At 71.9% G+C, this 25242-nt stretch carries 27 protein-coding genes and 1 pseudogene; 15 read left to right on the forward strand and 13 right to left on the reverse strand.

Annotated elements, in window-relative coordinates:
* Positions 1 to 405: pseudogene (locus ACWEVN_RS00005) on the forward strand (crotonyl-CoA carboxylase/reductase); the annotation flags it as partial.
* Between the two features lies 1 nt (position 406).
* On the opposite strand, the gene ACWEVN_RS00010 reads toward ACWEVN_RS00005, so the two are convergent.
* A complete protein-coding gene (locus ACWEVN_RS00010) occupies positions 407 to 883 on the reverse strand; it encodes a MarR family winged helix-turn-helix transcriptional regulator (RefSeq protein ID WP_452049599.1) in 477 nt (158 codons plus the stop codon).
* A gap of 141 nt (positions 884 to 1024) precedes the next feature.
* On the opposite strand from ACWEVN_RS00010, the gene ACWEVN_RS00015 reads away from it, so the two are divergent.
* Positions 1025 to 1402 carry a DoxX family protein gene (locus ACWEVN_RS00015; RefSeq protein WP_452049600.1) on the forward strand — a complete coding sequence of 126 codons (378 nt, stop codon included), beginning with the start codon at positions 1025 to 1027 and terminating at the stop codon, positions 1400 to 1402.
* 521 nt (positions 1403 to 1923) lie between these two features.
* Here the strand turns inward: ACWEVN_RS00015 and ACWEVN_RS00020 are convergent.
* A complete protein-coding gene (locus ACWEVN_RS00020; RefSeq protein ID WP_452049601.1) occupies positions 1924 to 2913 on the reverse strand; it encodes a PaaX family transcriptional regulator in 990 nt (329 codons plus the stop codon).
* A 201-nt stretch (positions 2914 to 3114) separates the two neighbouring features.
* Between ACWEVN_RS00020 and ACWEVN_RS00025 the strand changes: the two genes are divergently transcribed.
* The 10 genes from ACWEVN_RS00025 to ACWEVN_RS00070 all read left to right on the forward strand — a co-directional run bounded on the left by ACWEVN_RS00025 (position 3115) and on the right by ACWEVN_RS00070 (position 13520).
* Positions 3115 to 4032 (forward strand): transporter substrate-binding domain-containing protein, encoded by a 918-nt coding sequence (locus ACWEVN_RS00025; protein WP_452049602.1) that lies wholly within the window; start codon positions 3115 to 3117, stop codon positions 4030 to 4032.
* Positions 4029 to 4904 carry an amino acid ABC transporter permease gene (locus ACWEVN_RS00030; RefSeq protein WP_452049603.1) on the forward strand — a complete coding sequence of 292 codons (876 nt, stop codon included), beginning with the start codon at positions 4029 to 4031 and terminating at the stop codon, positions 4902 to 4904. Before ACWEVN_RS00025 ends, ACWEVN_RS00030 begins: the two co-directional genes overlap by 4 nt.
* Positions 4901 to 5686 (forward strand): amino acid ABC transporter ATP-binding protein, encoded by a 786-nt coding sequence (locus ACWEVN_RS00035; RefSeq protein ID WP_452049604.1) that lies wholly within the window; start codon positions 4901 to 4903, stop codon positions 5684 to 5686. The genes ACWEVN_RS00030 and ACWEVN_RS00035 overlap by 4 nt, the downstream gene beginning before the upstream one ends.
* Positions 5683 to 6822: a CapA family protein gene (locus ACWEVN_RS00040; RefSeq protein ID WP_452049605.1), complete on the forward strand. Its 1140-nt coding sequence runs from the start codon at positions 5683 to 5685 to the stop codon at positions 6820 to 6822. The genes ACWEVN_RS00035 and ACWEVN_RS00040 overlap by 4 nt, the downstream gene beginning before the upstream one ends.
* On the forward strand, positions 6819 to 8057 hold the full coding sequence (locus ACWEVN_RS00045) for a CaiB/BaiF CoA transferase family protein (protein ID WP_452049606.1): 1239 nt from the start codon (positions 6819 to 6821) through the stop codon (positions 8055 to 8057). Before ACWEVN_RS00040 ends, ACWEVN_RS00045 begins: the two co-directional genes overlap by 4 nt.
* A 5-nt stretch (positions 8058 to 8062) precedes the next feature.
* Complete coding sequence (locus tag ACWEVN_RS00050; RefSeq protein ID WP_452049723.1) at positions 8063 to 9064, forward strand: 2-hydroxyacyl-CoA dehydratase; 1002 nt, start codon at positions 8063 to 8065, stop codon at positions 9062 to 9064.
* Positions 9061 to 10284: a 2-hydroxyacyl-CoA dehydratase gene (locus ACWEVN_RS00055; RefSeq protein ID WP_452049607.1), complete on the forward strand. Its 1224-nt coding sequence runs from the start codon at positions 9061 to 9063 to the stop codon at positions 10282 to 10284. Before ACWEVN_RS00050 ends, ACWEVN_RS00055 begins: the two co-directional genes overlap by 4 nt.
* Before the next feature lie 61 nt (positions 10285 to 10345).
* The gene (locus ACWEVN_RS00060; RefSeq protein WP_452049608.1) at positions 10346 to 11218 is read left to right on the forward strand and encodes a transporter substrate-binding domain-containing protein; all 873 of its coding nucleotides are present in this window, start codon (positions 10346 to 10348) and stop codon (positions 11216 to 11218) included.
* A gap of 11 nt (positions 11219 to 11229) precedes the next feature.
* Positions 11230 to 12153: a poly(ethylene terephthalate) hydrolase family protein gene (locus ACWEVN_RS00065; RefSeq protein ID WP_452049609.1), complete on the forward strand. Its 924-nt coding sequence runs from the start codon at positions 11230 to 11232 to the stop codon at positions 12151 to 12153.
* A 14-nt stretch (positions 12154 to 12167) separates the two neighbouring features.
* Entirely contained in the window at positions 12168 to 13520 is a 1353-nt protein-coding gene (locus tag ACWEVN_RS00070) for a DUF6351 family protein (RefSeq protein WP_452049610.1), read from the forward strand.
* A 37-nt stretch (positions 13521 to 13557) separates the two neighbouring features.
* Here ACWEVN_RS00070 and ACWEVN_RS00075 read toward each other — a convergent pair whose 3' ends face one another.
* From ACWEVN_RS00075 to ACWEVN_RS00090, 4 genes are read right to left on the reverse strand one after another with little or no spacing between them, the layout of a single operon-like run.
* Positions 13558 to 14367 (reverse strand): hypothetical protein, encoded by an 810-nt coding sequence (locus tag ACWEVN_RS00075; protein WP_452049611.1) that lies wholly within the window; start codon positions 14365 to 14367, stop codon positions 13558 to 13560.
* Positions 14368 to 14385: 18 nt separating this feature from the next.
* Positions 14386 to 15813, reverse strand: a complete 1428-nt coding sequence (locus ACWEVN_RS00080) for a DUF2079 domain-containing protein (RefSeq protein WP_452049612.1) — start codon at positions 15811 to 15813, stop codon at positions 14386 to 14388.
* Positions 15810 to 16139, reverse strand: coding sequence for a hypothetical protein (locus ACWEVN_RS00085; protein ID WP_452049613.1), 330 nt, complete (start codon positions 16137 to 16139; stop codon positions 15810 to 15812). Before ACWEVN_RS00085 ends, ACWEVN_RS00080 begins: the two co-directional genes overlap by 4 nt.
* Positions 16132 to 16638, reverse strand: a complete 507-nt coding sequence (locus tag ACWEVN_RS00090; RefSeq protein WP_452049614.1) for a SigE family RNA polymerase sigma factor — start codon at positions 16636 to 16638, stop codon at positions 16132 to 16134. The genes ACWEVN_RS00085 and ACWEVN_RS00090 overlap by 8 nt, the downstream gene beginning before the upstream one ends.
* A 180-nt stretch (positions 16639 to 16818) precedes the next feature.
* Here ACWEVN_RS00090 and ACWEVN_RS00095 point away from each other — a divergent pair, with 180 nt between their 5' ends.
* A complete protein-coding gene (locus tag ACWEVN_RS00095; protein WP_452049615.1) occupies positions 16819 to 17853 on the forward strand; it encodes an FAD-dependent oxidoreductase in 1035 nt (344 codons plus the stop codon).
* Positions 17854 to 17880: 27 nt separating this feature from the next.
* Here ACWEVN_RS00095 and ACWEVN_RS00100 read toward each other — a convergent pair whose 3' ends face one another.
* Genes ACWEVN_RS00100 through ACWEVN_RS00125 form a run of 6 tightly spaced genes read right to left on the reverse strand, consistent with a single transcriptional unit; the run spans position 17881 to position 22913 of the window.
* Positions 17881 to 18627: an SDR family NAD(P)-dependent oxidoreductase gene (locus tag ACWEVN_RS00100; protein WP_452049616.1), complete on the reverse strand. Its 747-nt coding sequence runs from the start codon at positions 18625 to 18627 to the stop codon at positions 17881 to 17883.
* On the reverse strand, positions 18624 to 19544 hold the full coding sequence (locus ACWEVN_RS00105; protein WP_452049617.1) for a 3-keto-5-aminohexanoate cleavage protein: 921 nt from the start codon (positions 19542 to 19544) through the stop codon (positions 18624 to 18626). The genes ACWEVN_RS00100 and ACWEVN_RS00105 overlap by 4 nt, the downstream gene beginning before the upstream one ends.
* Positions 19544 to 20383 (reverse strand): LLM class flavin-dependent oxidoreductase, encoded by an 840-nt coding sequence (locus ACWEVN_RS00110; protein ID WP_452049618.1) that lies wholly within the window; start codon positions 20381 to 20383, stop codon positions 19544 to 19546. The genes ACWEVN_RS00105 and ACWEVN_RS00110 overlap by 1 nt, the downstream gene beginning before the upstream one ends.
* Positions 20380 to 21150, reverse strand: coding sequence for an HpcH/HpaI aldolase family protein (locus tag ACWEVN_RS00115; protein WP_452049619.1), 771 nt, complete (start codon positions 21148 to 21150; stop codon positions 20380 to 20382). The genes ACWEVN_RS00110 and ACWEVN_RS00115 overlap by 4 nt, the downstream gene beginning before the upstream one ends.
* The gene (locus ACWEVN_RS00120) at positions 21147 to 22010 is read right to left on the reverse strand and encodes a hypothetical protein (protein ID WP_452049620.1); all 864 of its coding nucleotides are present in this window, start codon (positions 22008 to 22010) and stop codon (positions 21147 to 21149) included. Before ACWEVN_RS00120 ends, ACWEVN_RS00115 begins: the two co-directional genes overlap by 4 nt.
* A 12-nt stretch (positions 22011 to 22022) precedes the next feature.
* Positions 22023 to 22913 (reverse strand): DUF6282 family protein, encoded by an 891-nt coding sequence (locus tag ACWEVN_RS00125; RefSeq protein WP_452049621.1) that lies wholly within the window; start codon positions 22911 to 22913, stop codon positions 22023 to 22025.
* 149 nt (positions 22914 to 23062) lie between these two features.
* Between ACWEVN_RS00125 and ACWEVN_RS00130 the strand changes: the two genes are divergently transcribed.
* Entirely contained in the window at positions 23063 to 24058 is a 996-nt protein-coding gene (locus ACWEVN_RS00130) for an MFS transporter (protein ID WP_452049622.1), read from the forward strand.
* Positions 23995 to 24423 (forward strand): MFS transporter, encoded by a 429-nt coding sequence (locus tag ACWEVN_RS00135; protein ID WP_452049623.1) that lies wholly within the window; start codon positions 23995 to 23997, stop codon positions 24421 to 24423. Before ACWEVN_RS00130 ends, ACWEVN_RS00135 begins: the two co-directional genes overlap by 64 nt.
* A gap of 15 nt (positions 24424 to 24438) precedes the next feature.
* On the opposite strand, the gene ACWEVN_RS00140 is transcribed toward ACWEVN_RS00135, so the two are convergent.
* Positions 24439 to 25230, reverse strand: coding sequence for an IclR family transcriptional regulator (locus tag ACWEVN_RS00140; protein ID WP_452049624.1), 792 nt, complete (start codon positions 25228 to 25230; stop codon positions 24439 to 24441).
* Between the last annotated feature and the right edge of the window lie 12 nt (positions 25231 to 25242).

Here is a 25242-nt window from a genome sequence, read left to right on the forward strand (position 1 = left end):
ATCGTGTTCGAGCACCCGGGCCGGGAGACCTTCGGCGCGTCGGTCTACGCCGCGCGCAAGGGCGGCACGATCGTCACCTGCGCCTCGACCTCGGGCTATATGCATCAGTACGACAACCGGTACCTGTGGATGAACTTGAAGCGGATCATCGGCTCCCACTTCGCGAACTACCGCGAGTCGTGGGAGGCGAACCGGCTGATCGCCAAGGGCCTGATCCACCCGACGCTGTCGAAGACCTACGCGCTGGAGGAGACCGGGCAGGCCGCCCTCGACGTGCACCGCAACGCCCACCAAGGCAAGGTCGGCGTCCTCGCACTCGCCCCCCAAGAAGGCCTCGGCGTCCGCGACGAAGAGAAACGCGCCAAGCACATCGAAGGCATCAACGCATTCCGTGTCGCGTACTGAATCAGGGCTCGGGTTCTTCGGTGACGGCCGCTTCGCCGATCCGGCGGCCGATCTCCTGCAGCTGCCGCTGCTGCGCCTTGCTCAGCGGGTCGAACACCAGCCGGCGCACCTCGGCGACGTGGCCGGGTGCGGCGTCGACCAGCTTGTCCCAGCCCGCCTCGGTGAGCGTCGCCAGCGTGTAGCGGCCGTCTCCGGGGTCGGGCCGCCGGGTCACCCAGCCGACCTTTTCCATCCGCTTCACCACGTGCGACAGCCGCGACAGCGAGCCGTCGGCGAGCACGGCCAGCGTGCTCATACGCAGCGTCCGCTCCGGGGCCTCGGACAGCCCGGCCAGCACCTGGTACTCGAAGAAGCTGACGCCGGAGTCGCGCTGCAGCTGGGCGTGCAGCGCCGACGGCACCCGGATCAGCAGGCTTGCCAGGGCAATCCAGATCTCTCGCTCCCGTTCGTCCAGCCAGCGAGCTTCGTTCGCTTCCATAGCCTCATTCCGAATAGCCGTACCCCGGCAAACCTAGCGCAGAGCACTTGAAGGTTCAACTCAAATCACTTGACGCTTCAAGTCAAGCGCTGCTAGCTTACGGCCAGTTGCCCCACCTCGGAATCGGAGATGCCGAAGATCATGAATGTCGCACTCTGGATCATCGCGGGCCTGCTGGCGCTCGCGTTCCTGGCCGCAGGCGCGATGAAGCTGTTGCAATCCAAGGAGAAGCTCGTCGCCTCCGGCATGGCCTGGGCGGACGGCTACTCCGGCGGCTCGGTCAAGGGCATCGGTGCGATCGAGGTCCTCGGCGCCCTCGGCCTGATCCTGCCGGCGCTCCTGGTCATCGCACCGATCCTGACCCCGATCGCGGCCCTCGGCCTGGCGATCGTGATGCTCGGCGCGATCATCGTCCACATTCGCCGCAAGGAGAACCAGGCCCTGGGGGCCCCGGTGGTCCTCCTGATCCTCTGCGCGATCGTGGCTTGGGGCCGCTTCGGCCCGTACGCGATCAGCTGAAGCGGCCGCCCTGGCGCCGGTCCGAGAGGCCGGCGCCAGGACGCACGAACCGGCGGCCCGGCCCGGTCACCCGCATTCCGGACGGTTCCCACGGAACGGGTGCCTGTGGACACGGGCCGCTTGGGCTTGCCGACCTCCGACGAGCAACCCCCATTCTCGTTTGGGGGCACAGGTGCGCGCCGCTGTGCGCGACCTGGCGGGTTGCGTCCGGCCACCCCGGCGGACCGTCCTCTTCGGAGGGTTGCGCGTCCTGCTGGGCGGGCGGGCGGGCCGCGGCCGCCCCGCCGCTCGCGGCGAAGACGCTCGTCGACGAGCTGGGAACGGGCGGGGTGATCACCGGGCTGCTCGTGCTGCTGGTCGGTCTCGCGCTCGCCGGTGCGGATGGCCGGTGACTCCCTGCTCGAACGCGCCGCGGAGTCGGTCGTGCTGGTCGCGCGGAAGCGGTTCGCCCGGCCGGCGCGCAGTGCACTCATCCGAGTCTCGCGGTCCTGGCCGGGTCGCCCGGCCTGGGAACTGCCGCCTTACCGGTGCCGCGCGTCGTCCAAGCGGCGGGCCTCGGCGGCTTGCTCGAACGGGGTGTCGCCCGCCGGGTGGCGGTCGCCCAGGTCGGCGAACAGCGCCGCCACCTTCACCGAGTCGTGGTGGGTGGCCAGGTCGGCCAGTTCGGGGTCGGTGGCCGCCAGCACCTGCCGGAAGCGTAGCTCGGCCAGGGGGCCGAGACGGTCGTAGATCTGCAGGAACACCTTCTGGGCCCGGTCGCGCGCCCAGTCGGCCGGGAGCAGCTCGGCCGGGAGGTCCGGGTCGGTCTCCGGGAACCGGCGCCAGTCCACGCGCAGCTCGGTGCGGGTGCGCAACGCCTGCGCCGGGCTGATCAGGCCCGCGTCCAGACCCGTCAGCACCTCTTCGTAGCGCTCGACGAACTGCTCGTACTCGTGGGCCAGCGGCTCGAGGTCGAACGCCGTGACCGCCGCGGCCGGGCCGGGGACCTCGGTGGCGCGGAAGACCGTCGCGGTGCGGAGGTCCAGTTCGCGGAGCGCGGTGAGCGCGGGATCGGCCAGGTCGTGCGGGCTGATCCAGACGCCGTCGTACAGCGCCGCGAACCGCAGGACCCGCAAGCGCGACCGCAACGCCGTGCGCAGCCCGCGATCCTGTTCCGGCACGGAGAAGGTGACCACCGTCCACCGGCCGTCCCACTCGGGGGCGGTCGTGCCGAAGGTCAGCATCCGCTGGGTGCGCTCGATGATGACCTCGGACGTGCGCGCGGGGATGCCGTAGGCCGTCGTCCGGCCGCTGCGCGACACCGTGAGCAGGCCGCGGGCGGCCAGCCGGCGGATCGCGGCCCGCGCGCTCGCCGGGCTGATGTCGAACTCGCCGAGCAGCTGCACCAGGGCGGCCGACGGGATGTGCTCGTCGCGCCAGTACCAGAAGTCGCCGAGCAGGGACGTCAGGAGCAGCTGGGGCTCGGCTCCCTGCTGGGAGCGGGGCAGCGGCCCCGAGGGCGTCGCTGTCATCGCGCGCCTGCCTCTTCCACGGTCGGTTCCGGCGGCCGGTCCGCCGCGGGTGTCCATGGTGGCAGTGCGGCGCGGGCGGCGGAACCGAGGGGTTGAATCACGCGACACATCATGCGACGATCGGCGCCCAGATAGCAACCAATTGATCCTCCGGGTTCCCGCGCCGCCCGCTCGGACGGCCTTCCTCAGGAAGAAAACGACATGGGTTCCTCTCTTCGTCAATGGCGTCGAAGCTCGCTCGCCGTGGCCGCCGCCGGGCTCGTCCTGGCCGGGTGCACGGTCGACGACGGCGCGGCCACGGCGCCCACGGCCGCCGCCCTGAGCGCCGACCAGGCCCTGCACGACCAGCTGCCGCAGGCGGTCAAGGACTCGGGGGTGCTCCGGTTCGCCGGCGACTCCCACCCGCCGTACCGGACCGTCGGCCCGGACGGGAAGACCGTCACCGGCATCGACCACGACTTCCAGGTGGCGCTCGGCCAGCTCCTGGGCGTGCGCACGGAAACCACCATCGTCAGCGGGCTCCCGGCCGCGCTGCAGGGCATGCTCAGCGGCCGCTACGAAGCCTTCAACGGGCCGGTCAAGGCCACCGCCGAACGCGAGAAGCAGTTCGACACCGTCACGTGGATGACCACCCGGACCTCCTACGTGATCCCGCAGGGCTCCGCCGCCGGTGTCAAACAGGCCGCCGACCTGTGCGGGAAGCGCGTCGCGGTCGTCACCGCGAGCGTGGTGGAGGACCAGCTCGCCAAGCTGTCCAAGTTCTGCGAAGGCGCGCAGAAACCGGCCGTGCAGGTGGTCGGGCTGGACGACACCAACGCGACCCTGCTGGCCGCGAAGTCCGGCCGGGCCGACGCGGCCGGGATGACCCAGGCGGCCGCGATCGACGTGACCACCCAGCAGAAGGGCCAGTACGAATACGTGACGCAGACCGAGGAGCAGGGCGCCACGAAGGACAACCTCGCGCTGTACACCCCGAAGGCCGGCAAGCTCGGGCCGGTGCTGCAGAAGGCCTTCGAGGAGCTGTTCCGCAACGGCACCTACACGCGGATCATGCACCAGTGGGGCCTCGGCGACGTCACGGTCCCGCAGCCCATCTTCGACGCGGCGTCGGCGAAATGACCACCGTGTCCACAGTGGAGGAGACGGCGACCGCGCCCGACGACGTCGCCGGGGCCCGCGGCCGGTTCCGCCCGCTGCGCTGGCTGTTCGTGCTCGTGCTGGCCGTGGTGCTCGCCCAGCTGGCCGTCTTCCTGGTCGGCAACTCCCGGTTCCAGTGGGACGTCGTCGCGAAGTACCTCTTCGAGAAGAGCGTGCTGGCGGGCCTGGGCACCACGGTGCTGCTCGCGGTCGCGGCGATGGTGCTCGGGTCGCTGGTCGGCGGGGTGGTCGCGGCGATGCAGCTGAGCGGGTTCGGGCCCGCCCGGTGGGTGGCGACGCTGTGGGTGGGCCTCTTCCGCGGCATCCCGCCGCTGGTGCAGCTGATCTTCTGGTTCAACCTCGCCTACCTGCTGCCGAAGCTCTCGATCGGCATCCCGTTCGGCCCGGTGTTCGGGACGTGGGACGCCAACAGCGTCATCACGCCGCTGACGGCCGCGGTGATCGGCCTGTCGCTGGTCGAATCCGCGTACCTGGCGGAAATCTTCCGCGCCGGGGTGTCCTCGGTGGACCCGGGCCAGCGCGACGCGGCCCGCGCGATGGGGTACCCGCCGGCCCAGACGCTGCTGCGGATCGTGCTCCCGCAGGCGATGCGCGTGATCATCCCGCCCGCGGGCAGCCAGTTCATCAACGTCCTCAAGGGCACCGCGCTCGTGTCGGTCATCGCGATGTCGGACCTGCTGCACTCGGTCCAGGTGATCTACAACCGCACCTACGAGATCGTGCCGATGCTGCTGGTGGCCTGCTTCTGGTACCTGGTCGTGGTCACCCTCCTGACGGCCGGGCAGCGCCGGCTGGAACGCCGGTTCTCCCGCGGCCACCGGGACGTCCGATGACCGCGCCGGTGCTGCGGATCAGCGACGTCCGCAAGGAGTTCGGGCCGGTGCACGCGCTCGACGGCGTCCGCCTCGACGTGCACGAAGGCGAGGTGGTCGTCGTGATCGGGCCGTCCGGGTCCGGGAAGTCGACCCTCGTCCGCTGCGCCCACCAGCTGGAGCCCATCGACGGCGGGGCGATGTACCTCGACGGCGAACTGCTGGGGCACCGGCGGTCGCCGGGCGGGCTGCGGCCGCTGACCGAGCGGCGGATCGCCGCCCAGCGGCGCCGGATGAGCATGGTCTTCCAGCAGTTCAACCTGTTCCCGCAGTTCACCGTGCTGCGCAACGTGACCGACGCGGCGATCCGCGTCCACGGCCGGGATCGGTCCACTGTGGAGCGGGAGGCCCGGGAACTGCTGGAGCGCATCGGCCTGGCCGGGCGCGAGGACCACTACCCGCGGCAGCTTTCGGGCGGGCAGCAGCAGCGCGTCGCCATCGCCCGCGCGGTGCTGGTCCGGCCGCGGATCATGCTGTTCGACGAACCGACCAGCGCCCTCGACCCCGAGCTGGTCGACGAAGTCCTCGCCGTGCTGCGGAGCCTCGCCGCGGCGGGGACCACGATGGTCGTCGTCACCCACGAGATGACCTTCGCGCGCGAGGTCGCCGACCGGTGCGTGTTCATGGAAGCGGGCCGGATCGTCGAGGAGGGCCCGCCGGGCGAGCTGTTCGCGCGGCCCCGGACCGACCGGCTGCGTGCCTTCCTGTCCCGCCATCTGTCCGAACCGGAAGGTGTCTCGTGATCACTGTCGGCGCCGTCGGCGACCTCATCCTGGACGAGCCCGATCCGGAGTTCTTCCTCGCCCCGGCCGCGCCGGTGCTGCAGGGGATGGACCTGGCCATCGGCCACGTCGAGGTCCCGCACTCCACCACCGCGGTCCAGCAGAGCACCGACGTCCCCGCGCCGCCCGCGGACCCGGCGGCGCTGAAAGCGGTGGCCGGGGCCGGGTTCGCGGTCGTCACGCTGGCGGGCAACCACGTCCTCGACGCCGGGGCCGGGGGACTGGCCGACACCATCGCCTACTCCCGCGCGGCGGGGATGGAGACGGCCGGTGCCGGGCCGGACCTCGCCCACGCCCGGCGTCCGGCGATCGTCGAACGCGGCGGCCTGCGGATCGGCGTGCTGTCGTACAACTGCGTCGGACCCCGCGAATCCTGGGCCGCCTCGCGCAAGCCCGGCTGCGCGTACGTGCACGTGCTCACCCACTACGAGCTGGACCACGCCAGCCCGGGCGGGCCGCCGAAGATCTACACCTTCGCCGACCCGGACAGCCTGGACGCGATGGCCGCCGACGTCCGCCGCCTGCGGGCCGAGGCCGACGTCGTGCTCGTCTCGCTGCACAAGGGCGTCGGGCACACCCCGGTCGAGGTCGCGATGTACGAGCGCCCGGTCGCCCGCGCGGCGGTCGACGCCGGTGCCGACGCGGTGTTCTCCCACCACCCGCACATCATGCGCGGCATCGAAGTCCACCGGGGACGGCCGATCTTCCACGGGCTCGGCAACTTCGCCACCGTCACCCACGCCCTGACGCCGGGAGCCGGGGTCGGCGCCGACGAGCTGCGCGCGTGGGCCGAACGGCGCACGAAGCTCTACGGCTTCGCGCCCGACCCGGACATGCCGTTCTTCCCGTTCCACCCGGAAAGCCGCAACACCGCCATCGCTTTCTGCCGCTTCGACGAGACCGGGCTGCGCGAGGCCGGGTTCGTGCCGTGCTGGATCGACGACCAGGGGCGGCCGGTCCCGGTCGGCGGCACGCCGCAAGGCGAGGCCGTCACGAAGTACGTCGAGGACATCACCCGCGGGGCCCGGCTGGGCGCCTGGTTCACCACGCGCGGCAGCGAAGTGCTCGTCGACCTCACCGAGGGGGTTTCTTCATGACCGACCAGCCACTGGCCGGCCGCACCGTCATCGACCTGACCACCGCGCTCGCCGGGCCGTACGCGACCCTGCTGCTCGCCGGGCTCGGCGCGACCGTGATCAAGGTCGAAAACCCCGCCACCGGCGGGGACTCCTCCCGCAACAACGCGCCCTACGTCGGCCGCGACGGGCTCAACCTCGCCCGGCGGCACGACGACGACCTGTCGGTGTCGATGCTGCTGCGCGGCCGCAACAAGCTCAGCGTCACCCTGGACCTGAAGAACCCCCGGTCACGAGCGGTGTTCACCGACCTCGTCCGCGACGCCGACGTGCTGGTCGAGAACTACAGCCCGGGGGTCACCGACCGGCTGGGCATCTCCTACGACCAGGTCAAGGAGATCAACCCGCGGCTCGTCTACACCTCGATCAGCGGGTTCGGGGCCCAGGGCGGCCCGGGTTCGGGCAAGGCGATGGACTCGATCATCCAGGCGCTCAGCGGCGTGATGCTGACCGCGGGGGAGCCCGACGAGGGCCCGGTGCGGTTCGGCCTCCCGATCGGCGACCTCCTCGCGCCGCTGTTCGCCGTGGTCGGCACGGTGTCGGCGCTGCTGCAGGCCGAGCACACCGGCGAGGGGCAACATGTCGACGTGTCGATGCTCGGCGCGCTGACCTCGCTGGTCGCCTGCGAGCCGTTCGACGCCTTCGACGCGGTCGGCCTGCCACAGCGCACGGGGGCGATGGTGCCGCGGCTGGCGCCGTTCGGAATCCTGCCGGCTCTCGACGGTCACCTCGCGCTCTGCGCCCCGACCGACGCCTTCGCCCACGGCGTGCTGCGCGCGATCGGCCGGCCGGAGCTGGCCGAGGACGACCGCTACCGCACCCGGGACCAGCGCGTCCGTGCGGCCGACGAGCTGCACGAACTCATCCGCGAGTGGTGCCGCGTCCGGCCCCTGGCCGAGATCCTCTCGGCCTTCACCGCCGAAGGCGTGCCCGCGGCCGAGGTCCGCGAACCGCGTGAAGCCGTGCGGGATCCGCTGGTTCTGGCGCGCGAAGAGGTCGTGCCGCTGCGGCACCCGCGGCACGGGGACGTCGCCGACCTGGCCGGGACCGGGGTGCCGATCCGGTTCTCCGCGGCGCGCGTCTCCCTGGACCGGCCGGCGCCGGGGCTGGGGGAGCACAACGAGCACGTCTACCGCGAGCTGCTCGGCTACACCGAGGAGCAGCTGGCGGACCTGGTCGCGGAGGCGGTCATTTGAGCACCGTGGGGTACGTCGGTGCCGACGTCCCGGTCGAGCTGATCACCGCGGCGGGCCTGCGTCCGCTGCGGCTGACCGGGAAGCCCGGCCGGGAGAGCACCCTCGGCGACCGCTACCTCGGGCGCGGTGTCGACCCGGTCGCCCGGTCGGTCCTGACGCGGATCCTCACCGGCGACTACGGCCCGCTCGAAGCCATCGTCGTCTCCCGCGACTGCGAAGCGTCGCTGCGCCTGTTCTACGCGCTGCGGGAGCTGCACCGGATCGAGCCGGCGCTGGGGCTGCCGCCGGTGCGCCTGGTGGACGTGCTGCACCTGCCGCACCACACGACCACCCGGTACGTCCACGCGAAGATCGCCCAGCTGCGGGCCTGGCTCGGCCGCTGGCGGCCGATCGGCGACGACGACCTCGCCGAGGCGATCACCGCGCACGACACCCTCCGGCGGTCGCTCGGCCGGCTCGCCGCCCTGCGCCGGGCGAACCGGCTCAGCGGCACGCGGTTCCTCGAAACCGTCGCCGCGACCACCGCGGTGCCGGTCACCGACGCCATCGCGCTGGTCGACCGGGTGCCGGCCGACCCGCGCGAGGTCGACGGGGTGCGGCTGTTCCTCACCGGGAGTTCCCACGACGGCGCGGGGGTGTACGAAACGTTGGAGCGCAACGGGTTCCTCGTCGCCGGGGAGGACCACGACTGGGGCGAGCTGCTCTTCGCGCGCACCTGCGCGGCGCCGACGGAACTCGCGCTGGCCGAGCGTTACCAGTACAACGGCCCGTCGGCACCCCGCGCGTCGATCCGGCAGCGTGCCGCGCACACCGCCGCGGCCGCCCGCGCCTGCGGTGCCGAGGTCCTGTTCTCCTACGTGCGGGTGCACGACGACGCGCCGCCGTGGGACTTCCCGGAGCAGCGGGCCGCGACCGGACTGCCGGCGATCCTGGCCGAGCGTCAGCCGTACGGCGAACTGACCGCGGAAGCGCTGGCCGCCCTGGCGCCGGCGGGAGCGGCGGCATGACCGCCCGGCTGGCGTCGGCGACCACCGCGACCGCCTACCAGCGCGAATGGTTCGCCCGGGTGCGCGCAGAGGGTGGCCCGCTGGCGCTGGTCAACGCGGACGCGCCCCAGGAGATCTTCCGGGCGATGGACATCCCGTACGTGGTCAACCAGTGGTGGGCTTCGATCGTCGCCGCTAAACGGCAGACCCAGCGCTACCTCGGCCTGCTGCGCGAGCGCGGCTACCCCGACTACATCGAGCAGTACAGCGCCACCTCGCTGGCGTCGGCGTTCGAAGACGACCCCGGTCAGGCGCCGTGGGGTGGCCTGCCGACGCCGTCGATCGTGCTCGGCGAGACCACCGGCGACGCGGCCCGCAAGATCTTCGACGTCTGGGACTCCCGTCCCGGCGTCACGTACTACCCGCTGGAAAGCGCGGCGGAGAACGCGGTCCCGGAGCGGTGGTGGGAGCTGATGCCGCACCGGTGGGAGGAGGCGATCGGCCGTGACCGCCTCGACCTGCTGACCGGTGAGCTGACCGGGCTCATCCGGTTCCTGGAGCAGACCACCGGCCGGGTGTTCTCCGAGACCCGGTTCCGCGAGGTCCTGGACCTGGTCAACGAGCAGCAGGAGTGGAACCGCCGCACCCGCGACCTGATCGCCGCCGCCCGGCCGTGCCCGATCGCCGTCACCGACGGCATCCCCAGCGTCATGGTGCCCCAGTGGCACCGGGGCACCGAGTGGGCCCGCGATGCGGCGCGGGCGTTCCACGACGAGGTCCGCGACCGGATCGACGCCGGTGTCGCGGTGTGCCCGGACGAGCGGTTGCGGCTGATGTGGGTCGGCCGCGGGCTTTGGTTCGACCTGGACTTCTACCGCCGGTTCCAGGAGTCGCACGGCGCGGTCTTCGTGTGGTCGATGTACCTGGCCATCGCGGCCGACGGCTACCTGCGCTACGGCGACGATCCACTGCGGGCGCTCGCCGCCCGCTTCGCCGCCTTCAGCGACCAGCTCTACACCCCGCCGTGGTCGGCGGAGTGGTACGTCAAGGAAGCCCGCCACCACGGCGTCGACGGCGTGGTGCACCTCGTCTCCGACGACGCGCGCGGCAGCTACTTCACCACCCGCGCCCTGCGCGCGGCGGGCATCCCGGTGCTGGAACTGCCCGCGGACAACGTCGACGCCCGCACCGGGGACGACCTGACCGCGCGGATGACCGCGTGGCTCGACGACCTGACCTGACCGTCCGGAAAGGACTATTGTGCGATCTCCACTTCGCCGACGAAGCCGAAGTGCGATCCTCGTGACTGCTGCCCTCGGGCTGGCCGTCGCCGGGTGCACGGTCGGCACCGATTCCCCGGGCCTGGCCACCGGAACGAACCTCCCGGTGGTGCAGTCCCTGCACGACGCGTTGCCGCAGGCGATCAAGGACGCCGGCGAGCTCCGGTTCGCCGGCGACTCCCACCCGCCCTACCGCACGGTCGCGCCGGACGGCACGGTCACCGGGATCGACGCCGACTTCCAGGCCGCGATCGGCCAGGTCCTCGGCGTCCGCACCCGGACCGTCGTCGTCGCCGGGCTCCCGGCCGCGCTCCAGGGCATGCAGGCCGGCCGGTACGACGCGTTCAACGGCCCGGTCAAGGCGACCGCCGAGCGCGAGAAGCAGTTCGACACGATCACCTGGATGACCACCCGCACCGCCTACGTGTACCCCACCGATTCGACGGCCGGGATCGCGCGGGTCGAAGACCTGTGTGGCAAGCGCATCGCGGTGGTGACCGCGAGCGTCGTCGAAGACCAGCTGAACAAATTGTCCCGGTTCTGCACGGACACCAAACGGAAGCCGACGCAGACCGTCGGCCTCGACGACACGAACGCGACGCTGCTGGCCACCCGTTCGGGCCGCGCGGAGGCCGCGGGGATGACCGAGGCCGCGGCGATCGACGTCACGCAGCGGCAGGGCGGGAACAAGTACGTCACGCAGACCGAAGCGCAGGGGGCGGTCAAGGACGACCTGGCGTTGTACATCCCCAAGGCGTCCGGACTCGGCCCGGTGCTGCAGAAGGTGTTCGAAGAGCTCTTCGCGGACGGCACGTACGTCGGGATCATGTCCCGCTGGGGGCTCAACCAGGTCTCGGTGCCGAAGCCGGTCTTCAACGCGGCCACCCCACGGTGAGAGGACTTCCGATGGCATTGCTCAAACCGGCCCTCGTCGCCGCGGTGACGGCGCTGGTCGCGGTGACCGCGGCGATCGTCGTCCCCGGTTCCCCCGGGGCCGAGGTCGCGGCCCCGCCCGCGCCACCCGCGTCCGCGGTGTTCCACCCCGTCGTCCGCGAAGCCGCGGCCCGGACCGGGGACTACGCCGCCGAGTACACCGTCTACCGGCCCGCGGACCTGGACCGGGTGCACGGCCGCCTGCCGGTCGTCGTCTTCGGCAACGGTGCGTGCCGGCACACGAGCAACGACGAGCTGCTGACCCTCGAGACGCTGCTCGCCGCGCACGGGTTCGTCGTCGTGGCCGTCGGCGGGTTCGACGAGCCCGCCCTGACCGAGAACGGGAGCCCGGACCCGGAGGTGATCACCGACGCGATCACCTGGGCCGAACGGGAGAACGGCCGCCGGGGCAGCGCCCTGCGGGACCGGCTCGACCCGCGGCGCGTCGGCGTCACGGGCCATTCGTGCGGCGGCATCGAAGCGCTGGTCGCGGGCGCGGACCCACGGGTGAAGTCGGTGCTGTCGCTGGACAGCGGCTTCTTCGCCGACGGCACCCTCGGCTACGGCCGCGAGCACCTCCGGAACCTGCACACGCCCACGATGTTCGTCGACGGCGGCCCGGACGACGTCGCCCACGCCAACAGCGGCGAGAACTACGACCTGGTCACCGTGCCCGCCGTCCGCGCCACCAACCCGGCCGCCGGCCACACCGGGTTCGTCTACGGTCAGCGCACCGGCAGCCCGGACCCGAGCGTCCGCGAAGAAGCCGTTCGCGTGTTCGTCAACTGGTTCGACTTCACCCTCGCCGGCAACCGCGACGCGCGCGGCTACTTCCTCGGTGCCGGCTGTGGTCTGTGCGCCACCCCCGGCTGGACCGTCACCGCCAAGAACTTCTGACAGGAGTGCTCATCATGGGGACCAGACTCACTTTCCTGGCCGCGGTGACGGTCGTCGCCGCCGGGCTGCCGGCCACCGCCCACGCGGCGGAACCCTGCGTCGGCACGGCGACCTGTGTCGGCGGGCAGCTGGCCGACGGGACGCCGTACAGCTTCGCGAAGCCCGCCCGGTGGAACGGAACCGTCCTGGTGGACATGGACTTCGCCGCGGGCGGGCTGACGAGCGCGCTCACCGCGAGCCTCGTCGAGCGCGGCTACGCGGTGGGCGGCACCACCCGCACGGTGACCGGCTGGAACATCGCGCAGGCCATCGACAACCAGGCGGAAGCCCTGGGGCGCTTCGAAAAAGCCTTCGGCCACCCGCGGTACGCCATCGCCGAAGGCCGCTCGATGGGCGGGATGGTCGCCGCCGGCGTCGCGCAGGTGCACCCCGGCCGGTTCGACGCGGCGATCCCGATGTGCGGCGGTCTCGGCGGCGCGGTGGGGCAGTGGAACCAGAAGCTGGACACCCTCTTCACGCTCAAGACGCTGCTGTTCCCCGAACTCCCGGTGACCGGCATCCCCGCCGACGTCCCGGGCACGCAGCAGCGGTGGATTTCCGCGGTGACGTCGGCGCAGGCGACCCCGGCGGGCCGGGCCCGGATCGCGCTCGCGGCGGCGATCGGCCAGCTACCGGGCTGGGGCCTGGCCGCCGACGGCTCGCCGACGCCGGTGCCGGCCGGTCACGACGTCGACGGGGTCGAGCAGGGGATGTTCCTCGCCCTGGCCGGCGGTCCGCTGCCGTACGTCGGGCAGGCGGTCAGCAGCAGGCGGGCGATCGAGCAGCTGGCGGGCGGGAACCCGTCGTGGAACACCGGTGTCGACTACGCGCACCAGCTCACGATGGCCGAACCGAGCCAGCGGAACGCCGTGCGGCGGCTGTACCAGCGCGCGGGCCTCGACCTGCGCGCCGACCTCGGCCGGCTGGCCGCCACACCCCGCGTGTCCGCCGACCCGGCCGCCGTCCGCTACCTGGAGCGCGGCATCGTGTTCACCGGCGACCTCCGGATCCCGGTGCTCACGGTCAACGGCACGGGCGACCAGATCTCGACGGTCGCCCAGCAGCAGTCCTACGGCGCCTCGGCCGCCCGCGCGGGCAAGGCGGCCCTGCTCCGCCAGACCTACGTGCAGACCGCGGGCCACTGCACCTACACGACCGGCGAACAGCAGGCGGCCATCGACGGCATGCTGACCCGCCTGCGAACGGGGCACTGGCCCGACACCGCACCGGCGGCCCTGAACCGCGCGGCGGCGGCCGCGGACGGCGTTCCGGGCCGGTACCTGCCGTACACACCGCCGCGGTTCAACCGGGCGTACCCCGCGAGGTGAACGCGGGCGGAGCGGTCGGCGTGCCGCGCGGGCTCGATCAGCCGCGCAGGGCCAGCAGGCGACGCGGCGGGTGGTAGGCGTACTCGTAGCCGAGGTCGCGGAAGCCCAGGCACAGGGCGAACGGGCCGTCGCCGAATTCCCGTTGCAGGGAGCGCCAGTTTCGTGCGAGGTATTCGACCGCCGCCCACGTGGTGTCTCCCCGGCGGCCCAGGCAGAAGAGCACGGTGGTGTCGCGTGCGGTGTCGTGAACCTTCTCGACCACGGCGAGGTCCAGTGATTCCGACGTCACCAGCCGGCCGAGGTCCGCACCGCTGAGCACCTCGACGCTCATCTCTGCGGGCGGCAGCGGGTGGTCGCCGGCGTCGGGGTGTTCGGCGGAAGTCCGGAGGCTCACCAGGTTCTCCTGCAGGTACAGCCTGCGGATGCTGTTGCGAGGCGCGGCTCCCACCACGATGAGGTTTCCGCTCAGGTCGGGAAAGTGCTGGGGGTCGTCGCTCGGGGCCGGGCTCACGGTGGTGCGGAAGTCGTAGCGGTGCCGCCCCAGGTAGATCGTGTCCACCAGGCCGCGGACCAGGTCCGGGAGGCGGAACGAGGCCGAGCCGAACAAGCGCGTGATCGCCTCCGAGGCGCGCAGTTCGTGGAGGGAGATGGAGTACCCGCGCGGGCGGGAGCTGCTCGCCGTGGTCCACAGGTTCGACAGGCAGACGACCAGGTGCTGGTTCGTGTGCAAGCCGAAGAACCGGCGGAAGCGCCGTTGCGCGAGCCGGGCCAGCGCGGCCACCGCGAAGCCCAGTCCGAGCCAGAACACGACGTTCGCGATGACATTGGTGGCGATGTCCAGCAGCACGCGATGCTCCTTTGGTCTTCACCCGGCGGATGCTGTCCGGATCGAGCGCAGCACCCAGAAGCCGGCGCCGTGGGCGATCAGGTCGTAGTCGGTGCCCGGGCGGAGGGCTCGGGCGTAGGCGAGCATGGCCTGCTCGGTGCGGCTGGTGTTCTCCAGGACGAAGTACTCCGGGGTGACCGGGCCGGTGTTGCCGATGAAGAAGACCCGGCACCGGCCGGTCAGGTGCGCGATGGGTCCGATGTCGGCCTCGACCGTGGCGTTGTCCGGGATCACGCCGAGCACGTCGGCCGCCACCCGGGCGCGGTCGGAGGTCCGGTAGGTGGCCGGTTCCGTCAGCTTGGCCAGCGGCAGGCTCACCACCGTGAGGGCCACGGCGACCGCGGCGGCCATGGCGGGCAGGTGAGCGGCGTAGGAGCGGAACCAGGGACGGCGGGACCCGGCCGTGCGGCGGAGCGCGTCGATCAAGGCCAGGGACACGATGGGCATGAGAACGGCGCTGTAGTGCCAGCCGGTGCTCCAGTAGTGCTCTTCGAACGAAACGAACCGCCACGTCACGGTCGGGACCGCCACCAGCAGGAGCGGTGACCGCAGCGCGAGGAGCCCGGTCGTCGGGACGAGGATCCACAGCAGCGTTTCGATCCGCTCGCCGATGCCGTGGCCGGCGGCCGGGTCGGCGCTCGTGGCCGCCAGCTTGGACCAGAACCCGTAGGTTCCGGTGGGGTGGAAAGCCGGGATGACGACCACCAGGCAGGCAACGCACGCCACGGCTCCGAAGACCGCCGCCGCGACCGCCAGCGCTCTCGTCCGAGCCGAGACGGGCGGCGTTGCGCAGGAGACCAGGCCGGCGATCACCGCCAGCGTCAGCCCGAGGTCCTCCTTCACCAGCACCAAGGGCAACGACCAGGCCAGCGCGGCCCGCCAACGGCGGTACAGCAGCGCCTCGAGCGCCCACGCGATGAGGGGAACCGCGAAGCAGATCTCGTGGAAGTCGAAGTCGACCGCCCGCTGCAGGCCCCACGACAGTCCATAAGCGACACCGAGCGCCGCGCCACGGCCCGGGCCGAGGACCCGCCCCGCGGCCCGGGTCACCGGGATCACCGAGCCGGCGAAGAGCACCGACTGCGCGACCAGCAGGGTCACCGGCGTCGGTGCCAGCCGGTACAGCGGCGCCAGCACCGCCGTCACCGGGCTGAAGTGATCGCCGAAGATAAGGAAGCCGGCGCCCTTGAGGTCGGCCACGGGCGCGTCGAGATGGGCGTAGGCGCGCACCACCTGCTCGAAGATGCCCAGGTCGAAGGACATCGTGTGGAAGTTCCGGTAGCGGCTCACCGACACCACCGCGTAGGCGACGCCGAAGACCGCGGCCAGGAGGTAGGGCGTGCGGGGCGTCGACCGATCGTTCTTCCGGACGGCATCGGAGCCGAGGGCCGTCGCGAGAGTGGTCATCGGTGCGGACCGCCGCTGAGCGGGGAAGAAGCGGTGATCGTCGTCGTCGCCGCGGCCGAGATGCCGGCGGTCGGCGACGGCGGGCCGGCCGGCTGGATCTGCCGGTCCCGTGCCGAGGTGGCGATCACGGCGATCGTCCCGACGGACACCACCACGGCCGCGACGACCGAGGCGATGGCCCGCCGGCCACGCCGGCGGGCGGCGAGCACGCGGATGCGGTCGACGCCCACCGGCCGGGACAGGCGGGCGGCGTCCGCGGCCACCCGGCCCAGCAGCTCGCCGACCTGCCGGTCGGCGGGAGAATCGAGCCGGTCGTCGTCAGGCATCGCGGTCCTCCAGCATCCCGGCCCGGTCGCCCAGCAGCGGCGCCAAGGCGGCGCGGCCGCGGAACAGCTGCGTCTTGACCGTGCCCGCCGACACCCCGGCCTCCGTGGCGACCTGGTCGATCGGCAGGTCGAAGACGTAGAACAGCGTCATGATCAGCCGCTGGCGCGGGGGCAGGGTGCGCAGCGCCTGCTCGAACACCACACCACCCGGCTGCGGTCCGCCGTCCGCGGCCGGCGCCTGGAGGCCCCACCTCGCCCACGCCTCGGCGGCTCGCCGCCCGCGTCGCCAGCGACTGATCGCCAGCCGGGTCGCGGTCACCCGCACCCAGGACTCCGGCGTCCCGGCCGCGTCGAGCTTGTCGCGCCGGTTCCAGGCCCGGACGAAGGCCTCCTGCACGGCGTCCTGCGCCTCGTGCAGGTCTCCGGTCACCAGGTAGAGCCGGCCGGTCATCGGCTCGGCCCAGTGGCCGTAGAAGGCTTCGAACTCATCGTCGGTCACCGCAACTCGCTCTCGAACTGATCCACGTCAGTGGTAGTACGCCTCGAGAGGGCCGGGAGGTTGACAGCGGCGGAGTCCCCGCTCGGAACGTTCGTGCGGCAAAGCTGCCCCGAAGACTCTTGTCCGCGCCGTCACCGGCCCCGCCAGGTGTAGAGGTGGTGGGGCGGGGACGGGGGCACTGTGGAACGGACGACGTGTTGCGTCGTGGGTGGCGGCCCGGCGGGCATGGTGCTCGGCTTGCTGCTGGCGAGGGCCGGGGTCGAAGTCACGGTGCTGGAGAAGCACGAGGACTTCCTGCACGACTTCCGCGGCGACACCGTGCATCCGGCGACCCTCCAGCTGGTCGACGACCTGGGGCTGGGGGAGCGGTTCGCGCGGTTGCCCCAGACCCGGATCACCGACGTCGTGCTGCCCGACGGCGCCGGCGGGCTCCGGGCGGATCTCACGGTGGCCTGCACCGGCCGGAATTCGGTCCTGCCGGCGGTGGCCGGGCTGGGCGTGACCGAGTTCGCCGTCCCGTTCGACACCTGGTGGTTCCGGCTCTCGCGGCGTGACGGCGAACAGGTCGGCGAGCTGACCCGGCGGCCGGGGCGGGGACGGTTCGCGATCGTCATCCCGCGGGAGGGCTACTTCCAGATCGGGTACGTCGCCCGCAAGGGCACCGACGGCCGGTTGCGGGCCCGCGGCATCGACGCGTTCCGGCGTGACGTGGCCGAACTCCTCCCCGAGTACGCCGACCGGGTCGGCGAGCTGGTCTCGATGGACGACGTCAAGCTGCTCGACGTCCGGCTCACCCGGCTGCGCCGCTGGCACGCCGAGGGTTCGCTGTGCCTCGGGGACGCCGCGCACGCCAGGTCGCCGGTCGGGGGCGTGGGCATCAACCTCGCGGTCCAGGACGCCGTCGCGACGGCGACCCTGCTGGCCGGGCGGCTCCGGCGGGGTGCGGTGCGCGGGGCCGACCTCGCCCGGGTCCGGCGGCGCCGGTTGCCGTCGCTGCTGATGGTGCAGGCGTTGCAGCGGATCATGCACGCCGACCTCGCCGGCCCGCTCGGGTCCGGGCGGCAGGCGGGGCCGGCGGGCCGGTTCATGACCGCGGCGCAGTGGGTGCCGGGCCTGCGGACGCCGGCGGTGTACCTCGTCGGCGTGGGCCTGCGCCTGGAGCGAGCTCCGGCGGCCGCCCGGGAAGCCTGCCGCGGGCACCTGTCCGACGCCTGATCCCGCCGTGGCCGCGCCGCGGACCGGTCAGGCCGTGAAGCCGCCGTCCACCGGGAGGACCACTCCGCTCAGGTGGCTTGCCCGGTCGCTCAGCAGGAACGCCGCCGTCGAGCCGACTTCCGCGCCCGTGCCGGCCTTGCGCAACGGCGTCGCCGCGATGCGGGCTTCCACGCCGCCCGGGATCGTGCGGCGCAGCTCGTCCAGCATCGGGGTCTCCGTCGGGCCCGGGGCGAGCGCGTTGACCCGGATGCCCAGTGGCCCGAAGTCGTGGGCGGCCGTGCGGGTCAGGCCGATCACCGCGTGCTTCGTCGCCTGGTAGGCGCCCATGCCCGGACTGCCCCGCAGGCCGCCGATGCTGCTCACGTTCACGATCGAGCCCGCGCCCCGGCCCTCCATCGCCGCGACCTCCGCCCGCAGGCACAGCCACGTGCCTTTCACGTTCACCGCCATGATCCGGTCGAAGTCCGCTTCGGACACCCGGTCGAGCCGCCCGCCGCCGCCCATGGCCGCGTTGTTGAACGCGCCGTCGAGCCGGCCGAAACGCGCGACCGTCGCCGACACGAACGCGTCGACGTCGGCGGCCGAAGAAACATCGCCCGTCGTGTAGGCGACGTCGTGGTCGCCGAGTTCGGCGGCCAGTTTCGCCAGCGGCTCTTCGTGCCGGGCCACCAGCATCACCGAAGCACCGTCCGCCGCGAACACGCGCGCCGCGTCCGCCCCGATGCCCGAACCGGCCCCGACGACCAGGACCACCTTGTCTTGCAACAGGCTCATGCGTTCCCTCCACGAAGTGCCAGCATCGCGCGGGCGTCGGCGGGGGTGGCGACGGGCTTGCCGAGGTCTTCCACCACCGCCCGGATCTTGCGGACCTGCTGGGCGTTGCTCTCGGCGAGCTGCCCCTTGCCGATCCACAGGCTGTCCTCCAGCCCCACCCGCACGTGGCCGCCGAGCCACGCGCTGTGCGTGCCGAAGCTCATCTGGTCGCGGCCGGCGGCGAACGCCGAAAACGCGTAGTCGTCGCCGAAGAGCTTGTCCGCGATCCGCACCATGTGCTCGAGGTTGGCGTGGTCGGCGCCGATCCCGCCGAGGACGCCGAACACGCCCTGGATCAGCAACGGCGGTTTCGCCAGGCCGAGTTCGGCGAAGTACGCCAGCGAGTACAGGTGCCCGATGTCGTAGCACTCGTACTCGAACCGGGTCCCGGACTCGCCGAGCGTCCGCAGCGTGTGCTCGATCTCGTCGAAGGTGTTCACGAACGGCTTCGAGTAGGTGGCGAGCACGTACGGCCGTTCCCAGTCGTGCTTCCACTCGGTCACCTTGCCGGCGATCCCGGAGTAGACGAAGTTCATCGACCCCATGTTCAGCGACGCCAGCTCGGGCCGCAGCCGGTAGGCGGCCGCGAGCCGTTCGTCCATCGTCATCGAGGACGCGCCGCCGGTGGTGATGTTGATGACGGCGTCGGTCTGGCCGGTGATCCGCCCGACGATCTTCTCGAACACGCCGGGATCGGGCGTCGGCCGCCCGTCCGGTTCGCGGGCGTGCAGGTGGACGATCGCCGAGCCCGCGTCGATGGCCGCCAGCGCGGCGTCGGCGACTTCGTCGGCGGACAGCGGCAGGTACGGGCTCTGCGAAGGGATGTTCACCGATCCGGTGATCGCGGTGGTGATGATGACCTTTTCGGCCGGGCGCATCAGGTCTCCTGTTCGGCGAGGGCGCGGTAGGCGTCGAGTTTCGCGTCGTCGAGCGGGCCGACCAGCGTCAGCGCGACCTGGGTGGCGCCCGCGTCGTACTGCGCTCGCGCCGCTTCCCGGACTTGCGAAGGCGTGCCGCAGGCGACGAGCGCGTCGACGAGCCGGTCGGACCCCGGTGGCGCGAGGTCGGCATCGGTGAAGCCGAGCCGCTGCAGCTTCGCGAGCTGGTGGGGGAGCGTCAGGTAGTAGGCGAGCCGGCCCCGGGCGACTTCGCGGGCGGCGGTGCGCGACCGGCCGACCACCGCCCACTGGACGACCGACAGGAAGAGGTCGCCGACCGTCTCGCGCGCCCAGCGGGTGTGTTCCGGCGTGACGAGGAAGGTGATCAGCCCGTCGGCCCGCTCGGCCGCGAGCCGCGTGATCCCTTCCGAATACGCGCCGAGCACCTTCGGCACCCCGGCGGCCACCTGCTCGACGCCGTCGAGGTACTCCCGCAGGAACGGCAGCGGTCCGACCCCGCGTTCGCGGACCGCTCCGCTCACTCCGAGACCCAGCATGTACCGCCCGGGGTGGCCGGCGGCGAGGTCCCGCGCGGCCGAGCCCGCCGATTTCGGTACGCGCTCCAACGCCCGCGCGACCCCGTTGCCGACGACCAGTCGCTCGGTGGCCGAAAGGACCAGCGCCGCCGTCGTGAACGCTTCGCGGCCGTTCACCTCGGGAATCCAGACCATCCGGTGGCCGCACTCCTCGAGCGTCCGCACGAACCGCACGACCCCGTCGTGATCGAGGTCGTCGAGCTCGGCGATCGACAACGCCGTGCGCGGCAGCGAAAGCGTCATGAAGTCGCTTCCCGGAAGGCCGTGACCAGGCTGCGAGCGGCTTCGGCCAGCATCGTCGTGTCGTTGCTGAGCAAGACGAAGTCGCAGCCGTCGCGGACCGCCTGCGCCGCCTTCTCCGGGACTCCGCCGAACGCGAGCCCGCACTTCTTCCCGGCGTCGTGCGCGGTCGCGATCGCCGAGGCGATCAGGTCGAGCACGTCCGGCGACGCCGGCGTCGAACCCATCGACATCGACAGGTCCGCCGCGCCGACGAACACCGCGTCCACCGTGTCCAGCGCGAGCATGTCCGGTGCGGCCTTGATCGCCTCGACGCTTTCCAGCTGCGGGATGCACAGCACGTCGTCGTTGCCGTCCGCGAGGTACTCCGCGTTCGGGCGCAGGCCCCACGATCCCGCCCGGCTGGTGCCGCCGGCGCCGCGGACGCCGTGGGGCGGGAACCGGCACGCCCGCCCGACGGCTGCCGCCTCCTCCACCGTGTCCACGTGGGGCACCAGGATGCCTCGCGCCCCGGCGTCGAGGATCTTCTGGATCGTCGACGGCGTCTTGTCCGGCACCCGCACCAGCGGCGGCACGCCCAGCGCCGCCGCGGTGTTGATCAGCCGGTACGCCGTCACCAGGTCCAGCGGTGCGTGTTCCAGGTCGATGACGACGAAGTCGAACCCGGCGAACGCCATGATCTCGGCCGGCTCGGTCGAGGCGATCTTCAGCCAGGTCCCGACAGGAGTGGCCGCACGGGTGAACAGCCCGCCCCCGGTCCGCCCGCTCACGGCATCGGGTAGTCGTCGGCGTTCAACACCCAGCCCGGTTTCTCCGAGAAGTCCACCCGCGGCGGGCTGAAGATGTCGATCAGCTGGTTCACGCCCGGGTCGCTCGCCGCGGAGGTGTGCACGGTCGGCGGCGGGATGACCGTGACCGACGGGCTGCCGATCCGGACGTGCTCGTCCTCGCGCCAGGTGGTGCTGTCGGGCAGCCACGGCGTCCGGATGTGGTGCACGTATTCCCCCTGTACGGCCAGGGAAAGCTGCTCGAAGTCGTCGTGGTGGTGCGGCGAGAGCTTGCGCGGGTCGCGCGGCCCCTCCTGCAGCGGCAGGAAGTTCACCATGAACGACCGGGTGCGGAAGATCCGCCCGAACCGCTTCGGGTCGTCCGGCACGTCCGACAGCGGGTAGCAGCGGACGCGTTCTACGACGGGCGCCGGCCAGCGCTCCAGCAGCGTGACGCGCGGGTGGTCCTCGACGTACGCGTCCGCGTTGGCCACGCGCGCGCGCCACGCGGGCTCGGTCGCTTCGACCAGCCGGACCAGCGGCCCGTCGCCGTGCACGCTGATCCGCGACGCGCCGGGCGGGACGACGACCAGTCCCGGTGAGTCCACTTTGGTCTCGCCATCGGCGGTGCGCACGGTGAACGCGGGGGAGGCGTCGGTGACGACGATCGCCAGCTCCCCTTCGAGGGTGCCGTTGTCGAGGTCGTCGCCGCCGCGGGCGTCGGTGTGGATCAGGATGACGTTCTGCGCCCGCACCACCGGGGTTTCCCCCAGGTCGAGGTACTGCGCGGCCGAGATCGCGGCGCCGCTGTCGGCCCGGGCCGCGGTGGCCAGACCCGAGCGGGGATCGTCCTTTTCGTACACGAGCGGGTCCTTTCAGGCGTCGAGGTTCAGCAGGTACGCCGGGTTGTCCCGGACCATCCGCCGCAGGTCCTTCTCCGGCAGCCCGAGGTCGAGCAGCGCTTCGCCGACGCGCAGCCAGGCGTCGACCGGCTTCGGGTTGGCCTTCTGGCCGAAGTCCGAGGCCAGCACGGTGTGCTCCGGGCCGAGCGTCTCGATCCAGGTCAGCAAGTTCTTCGGGTCCCACTTCTGGGTGCCTTCGGGGTCGTACATGCCGACCTCGTGCTCGACGAACGCGCCGAGCTCGATCAGCTCGCGGCACAGGGCGGGCTCGGCGCCGATGACGAAGTCCGGGTGGCTGACGGCCATCCGCTTCAGGCCGCGCTCGTGCGCCTCCTGGAACAGCGTCTTGATGTACTCGGGGTACATGTGCCCGCCGTTGAGCACGGCCTGCTGTTCCTTGATCTCGTCGAGGATCTCGAGCGCTTCGGGCTTGAGGGCACCTGCGCCGTCGACGATGTCGATGCGCTCGAGCGTCAGCGGGACGGTGGTGGTCGGGAAAGCGCCGTCCTCGGGGTGGCAGTCGAGGTGCCGGCCGGAGGAGATGGTCGGGAACCAGACCACTTTGCCGCCCATGCGCAGGGTCATCCGCACGGCGTGGACGTTGAGCCCGCCGACGGTGCTGTTGAGCGCGATGCCGCCGAAGACCTGCGCCTCGACGTCGGCGAGCCGCCCCCGCATCGCGAGGACGTCCATCTGGGTGTTGTGGTGGTGGGACTTGGCGACCATGGCGCGCATCCCGATCCGGGCGCCGTCCCGCGCGGCCTCGACGTGGTCGAACCGCCGCGGGAACGGGCTGGGGCCGGAGTGGACGTGCATGTCAACCAGGCCGTCCAGGACGGAGGCGATGGCGGGGCGCGGGCTCATGAGCGGCCTTCCGTTCGCATTATGAAGTCAAAGTTCACTATAAGACCGTCTGTCAACCCTGCGACCGCTCTTGTGTCTCGATGAACCCCTATTTAGAGTGTTCGACGTTCACTTGGTGAACATTCAGTTCGGAGCAACGGAGGACGCTGATGTCCACACCGCCCAGCGCCGCGGAGACGGTCGCCCGTCCCGGCACCCCGCACGGCCCGGACGCGACCAAGGTGCGTGCCGCGATCCGCGGCGGGACGCTCGCCTACTTCGTCGACCAGTTCGACATCTACCTGCCGATCGTCGTGCTGGCCCCGGCCGCGGCGTACTTCCAGGCGGCCAACCTCGGCGCGAGCACCACCGCGCTCCTGGCGTCCCTGGTGTTCGCGTCGACGCTGATCGGCCGCCCGCTCGGCGCGATCGTCTTCGGCCACTTCGCCGATACGGTCGGGCGCAAGCGGACGACGCTGGTCGCGGTCGGCGGCTTCGGCACCATCACGCTGCTGACCGCGCTCCTGCCCGGGCACGAGACGATCGGGATGTGGTCGGTCGGCACCCTCATCGCCCTGCGGTTCGTCGACGGGATCTTCCTCGGCGGCGAGTACACGACGGCGGTGCCGCTGGCGATGGAGTGGAGCCCGAAGCACAAGCGCGGCCTCTACGCCTCGATCATCACGTCGACCTCGCCCGCCGCGTACGCGGTGATCGCCGCGATCACGCTGCTGATGCTGCAGCTGCTGCCGTCCGCCGGCCTGCACAGCGCGTACGTCCAGTGGGGCTGGCGGATCCCGTTCTTCGTCGGCGCGGCGCTGGCGGCCGTGCTGTTCCGCTACTACCTCAAGCAGGTCCACGAGCCGCCGGCCGAGCTGACCGGCGAGAAGCACAAGCTGCCGTTCGTCCGGCTGGTGAAGAAGTACCCCCGGGCGCTGGGCCAGGTGTTCATCCTGATGACCGGGACGTGGCTCGCGACCAACATGGAAGCCGCCGTGACGCCGGCGCAGCTGAAGGCCCACCTGGACCTGTCGAGCAAGGAGGTCACCATGACCATGCTTGTCATCAACGCGGCCGCCGCGCTGTCCTACCCGGTGTTCGGGTGCTGTCCCAGCGCATCGGCCGCCGGCGGTTCTACATCGGCTACGGCCTGTCGATGGTCGTGATCGGCGCGGGTTCCTACACGCTGCTGATGGCCTCGAACGGCGGCTTCGGCGCGGCGCTCGGCTTCGGCGTGCTCATCGGGGTGTTCACGGTCGGCACGTTCGGCCCGATCGCGGCGTACCTGACCGAGCGGTTCCCGGCGAGCATCCGCTCGACCGGCTACGGCGTCGGCTACAGCCTCGCGCTGATCGCCCCGGCGTTCTACCAGTTCTACCTGCAGCGGTTCGACGGGGTCATGCCCGCGCACCTGGCTCCGGGTGTCCTGATCGTGCTGGCCGGCCTGCTGATCAGCCTCGGCGGCTTCCTCGGCCCGGAGACCAAGGACGTCGACATGTCCGACGACAGCACGATTCCCGCACTGTCCTGAGTGGATCGTGGCTGCCTACACCGCGCGCCGGCTGTCGTCGGGGCGGTAGTGCCCGCCCAGCTCGTGGGTGAGCTCGCGGGCGGTGTCGACCACGACCCTCAGCTCGGGTGTGTCGTCGCCCATCGACAGGGTGTTGTCCGGGCCGACGATCGCGATCGTGGCGCAGATGCCGTACTCGTCGAAGACCGGCGCGGCCACCGCGACGATGCCGGGCGTGCTCATCGCGGAGCAGCGGCCGGCCGCGCGCACGCGTTCGACGTCCGCGCGCAGCTCGTCGCGCGCCGGGCCGGACAGGGTGCCGATGAGGCGTTCCATCGACAGCTGGTCGGCGTGGTAGGCGAGGAACACCTTGCTCTGCGCGGTGTCCAGCGGCAGGTGGCTGCCGACCCGCACGGACACGATGACGATGGTCGAGGCGTTCTCCTCGACCCGCGAGACCACCGGGCCGGTGAGGCCCCAGAGGCTGAGCACGACGCTGGTCTGCGTCGCGCGCGAGAGCGCCTGCATGTGCCGTGGCGCCAGGTTGACGACCCGTCGGTGCCCGATCGCGAACGCGCCGAGCTGCAGCAGCAGCCCGCCGGGCACGTACCCGCCGTCGGCGCTGCGTTCCAGCAGGCCGGCCGCGACGAGCGAGGTGCAGTACCGGTACGCCGTGGTGCGGTTGAGACCGAGCCGTTCGGCGACCTCCCCGGCGGTCAGTTCCGGGGTCGCCGGGTCGAACAGCGAGAGGATCTGGCTGACCCGGCTCACCGCCTGGATGTCCGCCTGGTCCGCGCGGGCCTCCGGGGACCGCGTCGGTTTGGTCACGAGGTGCCTCCG

It is taken from the genome of Amycolatopsis sp. NPDC003861 (assembly GCF_053605405.1).